Below are 6094 nucleotides of genomic sequence, written 5' to 3' on the forward strand. Positions count from 1 at the left end.
ATGTAGGCAAAGTAAGGGTTTTGGGGCTTTTCTCGCGAAACAGGTGCAAGATTTTGAGAGAATCGTCGTTCAAAACCTCGCGTCTTCATCGGCCCGCGTCCTGTAGGGGCGAAGCATTCGGGCAATAACCTATCGGTGAAAACGTAGATTTTCTATCCGAATGCTTCGCCCGTACTTATTGAGCAAACCCTAGATAGTCATACTAAATCCTGTTTAAAAGGTATGGAAGAGTGGGAAGAAGGGAGCGGGTTTTTCAAGTTGGATTGGGGGTTAATCATGCTATTAAAAACCGATTCAGTATAACGGTAAAGTTAGACCGTCTTCACCGATAACTTTGGCTGAGTCATAGCGCTTCAATTGTAACGCGCCCACCTTCCACTGCCTCAATCTGAAGTTTAAAGCCATACAAAAGACCCATCCCCACACATCATACGGGTTTTCTCTGGCTGCGACTGCCAAAACGGAAGACGGCTCTATGTCCAATCCGAATCAGCCAAGGTTGAGCATCAGGGACACGCTCCTAGAGATGATCGGTAGCAGTAATCGTATCGTCGGCAAGCTCAAACGCTCCAGTTTCGATGTCGATCGCCACAATTCTCCCCTGATTTCCCTCCTCCACTTGAGAACGTACCTGAGATTCATAAATCTCATTACCACGTCGAGCGAATTCTTCTTTGCTGTAGCGGGGTTGACGAACTGTCATTGGCTTGACCCTGGGCAACTTTTGCCCTCTATTTTAACCTAAACATCGGAAATCTTCGCTAACATTCCCCAACTGGGCCTACAAGAGCGGCATCGCACTTAAACCCACAACTTCAATCAATGGGCATGGTGCGTTCCCCAAAATCGATCGCTGGAGCAGTAGCACTTGCATTAGGGAACGCACCCTACAAGATACGCGATCGCACTTGCATTAGGGAACGCACCCTACAAGATCGGCGATCGCGCTACAAGAGAAAATCTAAGCACCGCCCAACATGCTCATAGTAATCCAGGTACTCCTCCTTTGTGACTTCCCAAGCAATACTTTCATCAGAACCAGGATGTGAAACACGATTAGAGTTTCTACGATCAAATAGGTTTCTGACTTTTATACATACCTCATGCTGGATACCCTTTGATTGCAAGAACTTAACTACATCGTTGACATCATAATTTTTCTTGTTTGCTTGTTCCTGTTTTATACAAACGGCATGAATTTCATTAACTAAATGATTAAGTGCAACGGAATAAGATGCGCTTTTCTCACTTAAAACTCGTAGCTTTGTCTGTTCAAGAACATCAGGCATCTCAGACAACTTTTTCATATGCATACAGGCAAGATTATAGTATCCAGGCTGATGACAATTTAACTTGCAATCAAGGAAAATAGCAATAATGTTACTCATGTGAAAGTTTTGCTTCAGCTTCTCTAATAGTTTTGTATCAGCAAATTTAGTCTGACACAAGAACTTGATAATTAAGTCGGCATCCCCTGTAGTGATAATTGTCTTATCTAAACAAAACTTCCTAAAATTATTAGTTGCAGTCGTATCTTTAAGTAGAATGATTAATATTTCAAGGGGCTGTACTTTAACTAAATTAAAATCAAAATCATTAAAAATTTTCTCTATTTTTTCCTTGTTTTCTGGTTTATCAAGGATCTGCTCAACACCTTTGTCAAATACTTCTTGAAGAATTTCCTTTTCCTCTTGTACTGAATCACCTCTCACAAAATAGTCTTCTACTCTGGAGTTTTTAATTTTCCTTAACTCTTCAAATATTTCTTCTAGTTTATCTTGAGGAGTTTTAGTAGGGGGTTCGGATTCCTCCTCTTCTTCCTCCTCGTCTTCTTGAATAGCACTAAAATATTCATCACTGGGAGATGACTTTCTAATATTTTTCAATAGCTCCTCTTTTTCTTCTTCTTGAGATAGTCTGTAAAGCCGTGTTTTCAGATTAAGCTTGAGACCAAGCTGACTATATAGAACCTCGGCGATTTGAGAAGCAATTGAATGAACGAACAAACCCTGATCCTTTTGATCAATAATATCTTTGAATGTTATAGAGATATAAATGTCATCGGTGTATCTAATAATCTTATGCGAGTCAACAACATGTTTGTAGCTATTCAGTACATCGTCAATGAATAGATCACCAAAAACTAAATACAAGTATCCAAGGAAACTTGAAATAATATTGTTGTCTCCTTGAGGTATGCCAGACTTACCATTCGAGATGAATTGAAATAAGCAAATAATTTGCTCCCTTGTAAACATGTCATAATTCAAATTAGCCTGAACACTTGGCTTGATAAAACGGCTGAGAAGGCTTAACAATGTTGATATTGATAACTCATTAAAATAATTTTCAATATCAAGCTTTAATATTACTTTGCTTGCGTTGTCTAACTTAGTTTCTTCTTTAATTTTTAACTTAAACTGCTCGTGAAAACTACGATAATATACATTCTTTGTATTGATTATGAGCTTCTTGGATTTGTAGGTGAGGTTGCCACCATAAAAAGCTTCAATGCTATCAATCTTTTTATATGTTTCAATTAAGAATTCTTGCGATAACTTAAGCAAATAAAGCCCGATGGAATAGTATACAGTTCTCATTGGGTAGGTAAAAAATTTATAATCTCTTAGCCCTAGCCCTGGTTTAGGAATGACGTAGGAGAGAACAGAAAACTCTTTCTTTAAACCATAAAAGAGGCTACTGGATATTTTTATATTGAAATAGTCTTGTGTTGGATGGTTGAGGCAATTTATATCTAGCCTCTCATAATAAAACATACTGAGAGTATTAAAGTGCCTATTGTTCATCTTCTGCTTAATCTGAAAATTAAGAAGATACAGTGCATCTTGCCATAGGTCGAAGTTTATGAAATACCCAAGTTGGGTTGTGCCACTTTTGGTCATTGCTCAATTTCAACAGAAGCCTTGTTTTAATCTAGAGCGCCCATGAAGTAAGCCCTTCCTTCACATGCTGATAATCTTTTGGGCCTGCTCCCTAAGGGCTATGCGGCATAACGGCTAAGTTGAGCGGCGGCTAATATCCTTTGCACCACTATCAATATCTCTCGCTCGTCCGCTCCAACGTGTTGTTAGACCGTGTTTTCGAGATAAGGTAACAACTTCTCTGCCACTTTCAGCTTGTTGCTTTTGCAAATCAGCAAAGATGGCTTTCAAGTCATGATTGAATGACCGAGAGTACTCTTCACGAATTTTGTGGATCTCTTCCACAATCTCATCCTGAAACATAATCAACCTCCGAGAAGTTCATAGGGTGTACAAAGAATTGGCAACTCGTAGCCAAAATCAAGGCTGATCTCTGCCAACTTTCCTTGAATTTGAGCATTGGCGATGTGCTTGCAATTCCAGGTGAGCAGGTAATCCATGCCGTGAACGGTTGCGGGGGCGATATGAACAGCATCAATATCAGCTTTTGCGGGAAGGTTGCTGCGTTCCAAAAATTGCTCTGCTAAATCTAGCACAGCTTGGTTCAAGTCGAGTAAAGATAGATTAGCAAGGATTTCTAGTCGTTGAGATGCGATCACAACATCACCTTGTGAGGTTTCTTTCACGACCGCTTGGGATGAGTAAAGTTGAAAATCGCCGCGACGTGTATTCCACCACTCCTTCGTCACCTCAATATTTGCGGCCACAACAATATCTCTGCTGGGTCGAGCAGTAAGATAGCCTAAGATACTGGTTTCAATATAGACGGTTTCGCTCACGGCAATCTAGAAAATCTATCCAATGCCTATCCTACCGCATTTAATCTTGGTTCTGAGGGTGTTGGGTAACAGTCGTCAACCCAACCTTGTACGTGAAATATTCTTGTCAGCATAAAGTTGCCGCAGAAAGCGGTAGTCCCTGATCAAGCAACAGCTTCATAGCGATTAGGAAGTTCAATGATGCGATCATCCAAGTAAGAAGAGGCAAAAATTAGGGCTTGTCGAATATCTTCATCCTCCAGTTCCGGAAACTCTTGATGTAATTCTGCTCGATCGGGATAAGTTGCCAGTAGCTCAATCACTCGACGAACCGTAAGGCGAAGATTACGGATGCAGGGTTGCCCATTCATACGGTTTGGATTGCTCGTAATACGATCTAGTTTCATTAGAGTAATTCTATTGCCTCATGATCACTTTAACCTTTAGCGGGGGTAAGCAATGCTTGAAAGACATCCTCCACATATCCATTTTCCGTCATCAGATAAACCGTCACCCATACTATCTTTATATCACGTCCAAAAGCCTGTTAGTCAGATTAGCCCACACCACACTTAAACCCACAACTTCAATCAATGGGCATGGTGCGTTCCCCAAAAATCGATCGCTGGAGCAGTGGGACTTGCATTAGGGAACGCACCCTACAAGATCGGCGTACTGCTACGCAGTGCCTTCGGCATCGCACTGATGCTTTTAGAATCGCAATACCTCATAGCGTTCCTCCCGAAAACAGCCAAAACAGCCATACAACATAATGAAGGATCACGATCGCCCAAAAAGTGACTTGATAAGACTTTTTCTGACCTTTATGGCGCAATATTCGCTGGGCAATAAACCCGCCCAACCATCCACCTGCAAGTTCACACAGATGTAGCGTTTGTTCAGAAGTTCGCCAATCCTTTCGTTTAGCACGAGATTTATCATCTGCGTATAGAGCGTAAGTCACTAAACTCATTACGGGATAAAGAATCAGTGGAATGGGATTGCGTGTCGTCCATGTAAAATGAATAGCTCCAAACAAAGGCAGAAGCGACAACAGAACTACCTCAACTATCGGAAAGCTTGAAATGATGGCATCAGAGGGTTTAGTTCGACTACTTGAAGGTTCTGACTTGTTTCTTGCTCCCAGAATAAATGCGTTGTAAGCTCGAACTTTGCCATCTGAGTCAACTATGCAGTGGTAATAAATCGTGTCGTTTTCTTGTGGACGACGGGTTGCATCTTTAACTTCAGAAATATGCAAAAAAACTTCTTGACTCCCATCAACGGGTTGAATAAAACCAAATCCACGCTCATCTTTCCATTTTGTAAGCTTTCCACTGCGGAGACCGGATTGCATAAAAAATCTCAATAACGAAAACTTTGTGGTTCTAACAAATCATCTTCAAGGACAGCCACAACCAAAAAACGAAGCAGCCCAACTACATATTATAGGTCAACTTTCTGCATAAAACTCTCTGAGGCAACGATATGGTTCAACTTTCGGTATATCACTCCATTTAGGTGCGATTGCCAGAACTTTTTCCCATATCACCCCCAAAAGCCTGTTAGCCAGATTAGCATATTGCCAAAAACCTTGTTTAACTAAATTCCTGACAATTAGGCTCATTCTAGCGATGATTCCTATGTCTGACCGCACCCCTTGACAAAAATTTACAATTATTCGACCTTTAGCGATCGCTATCGGGGGATAGTTGTTTTTTGTTACAGCAGTGGGGGAGAAGGGAGCGGGTTTTTCAAGTTGGATTGGCAGTTAATCATGCTATTAAAAACCGATTCAGTATAACGGTGAAGTTGTGCGGCGGCAGATCACCCGTAATTTTTGTCGGTATTTTTGGTGAAGTCGGCTCCAACGCAGTGTTAGACGGCACTTACTTTACGGATTTCTACGCTGCCTTCTTCAAATACTTGAACCGTGAGTTGATAGCCTTCCATTATTGACATCCTCGCCGCCGTAAAACGGACGGCGATTCCCAAACCTCACGATTTAGGTTTCTGCTTCTTTCCCTTGCGGGGTTTCGCACCTGCCTTAACAGATTTACTCTGTTCTGGTCTTATGGTCGCTCTACAGACTGACACCGCAAGCCCTGCGGCCAAAATATTTTTACTAGCGTTAACATCTCGGTCATGGTGTGTCCCACAGTCTGGACAATCCCATTCTCGAACATTTAACGGCATCTTTTCGACAATATACCCGCAATTACTACATCTTTTAGAGCTAGGAAACCATCTATCTAGGGTTTGCTGAAAAAGTTTTTCCTAGGGGCAGGGTGTAGGGTGTGGGGTGTGGGGTGTGGGGTTTTACCGATTTTGAGGGGGTCAATTACCTAATTTTCAGGGAAAAAGTCCCTGAATTTACCCCTGATCACTCCCATA

General features: G+C 41.6%; 5 protein-coding genes and 2 pseudogenes. All 7 read right to left on the reverse strand.

Annotation, left to right across the window (positions count from 1 at the left end; genetic code table 11):
* Window positions 1-427: 427 nt before the first annotated feature.
* Window positions 428-703, reverse strand: a pseudogene (locus tag O9295_RS09685) (hypothetical protein).
* Between the two features lie 244 nt (window positions 704-947).
* Complete coding sequence (locus O9295_RS09690) at window positions 948-2903, reverse strand: AbiA family abortive infection protein (protein ID WP_288032822.1); 1956 nt, start codon at window positions 2901-2903, stop codon at window positions 948-950.
* A 114-nt stretch (window positions 2904-3017) separates the two neighbouring features.
* Window positions 3018-3245, reverse strand: coding sequence for a hypothetical protein (locus O9295_RS09695; RefSeq protein ID WP_016516182.1), 228 nt, complete (start codon window positions 3243-3245; stop codon window positions 3018-3020).
* 2 nt (window positions 3246-3247) lie between these two features.
* A complete protein-coding gene (locus O9295_RS09700; RefSeq protein WP_004158452.1) occupies window positions 3248-3721 on the reverse strand; it encodes a type II toxin-antitoxin system VapC family toxin in 474 nt (157 codons plus the stop codon).
* 143 nt (window positions 3722-3864) lie between these two features.
* Window positions 3865-4107, reverse strand: coding sequence for a DUF433 domain-containing protein (locus tag O9295_RS09705; protein WP_002761871.1), 243 nt, complete (start codon window positions 4105-4107; stop codon window positions 3865-3867).
* A gap of 320 nt (window positions 4108-4427) precedes the next feature.
* Entirely contained in the window at window positions 4428-5057 is a 630-nt protein-coding gene (locus O9295_RS09710; RefSeq protein WP_002761869.1) for a DUF1294 domain-containing protein, read from the reverse strand.
* 641 nt (window positions 5058-5698) lie between these two features.
* A pseudogene (locus O9295_RS09715) lies at window positions 5699-5956 on the reverse strand (zinc ribbon domain-containing protein); the annotation flags it as partial.
* Window positions 5957-6094 lie beyond the last annotated feature (138 nt).

The organism is Microcystis sp. LE18-22.4A (assembly GCF_027531105.1).
GTDB lineage: Bacteria > Cyanobacteriota > Cyanobacteriia > Cyanobacteriales > Microcystaceae > Microcystis > Microcystis aeruginosa.

What these genes read in the sequence shown, in the direction of transcription:
- O9295_RS09690 (WP_288032822.1), bottom strand. Translation starts at nt 2,903, where the DNA reads ATGACCAAAAGTGGCACAACCCAACTTGGGTATTTCATAAACTTCGAC.
- O9295_RS09695 (WP_016516182.1), bottom strand. Translation starts at nt 3,245, where the DNA reads ATGTTTCAGGATGAGATTGTGGAAGAGATCCACAAAATTCGTGAAGAG.
- O9295_RS09705 (WP_002761871.1), bottom strand. Translation starts at nt 4,107, where the DNA reads ATGAAACTAGATCGTATTACGAGCAATCCAAACCGTATGAATGGGCAA.
- O9295_RS09710 (WP_002761869.1), bottom strand. Translation starts at nt 5,057, where the DNA reads ATGCAATCCGGTCTCCGCAGTGGAAAGCTTACAAAATGGAAAGATGAG.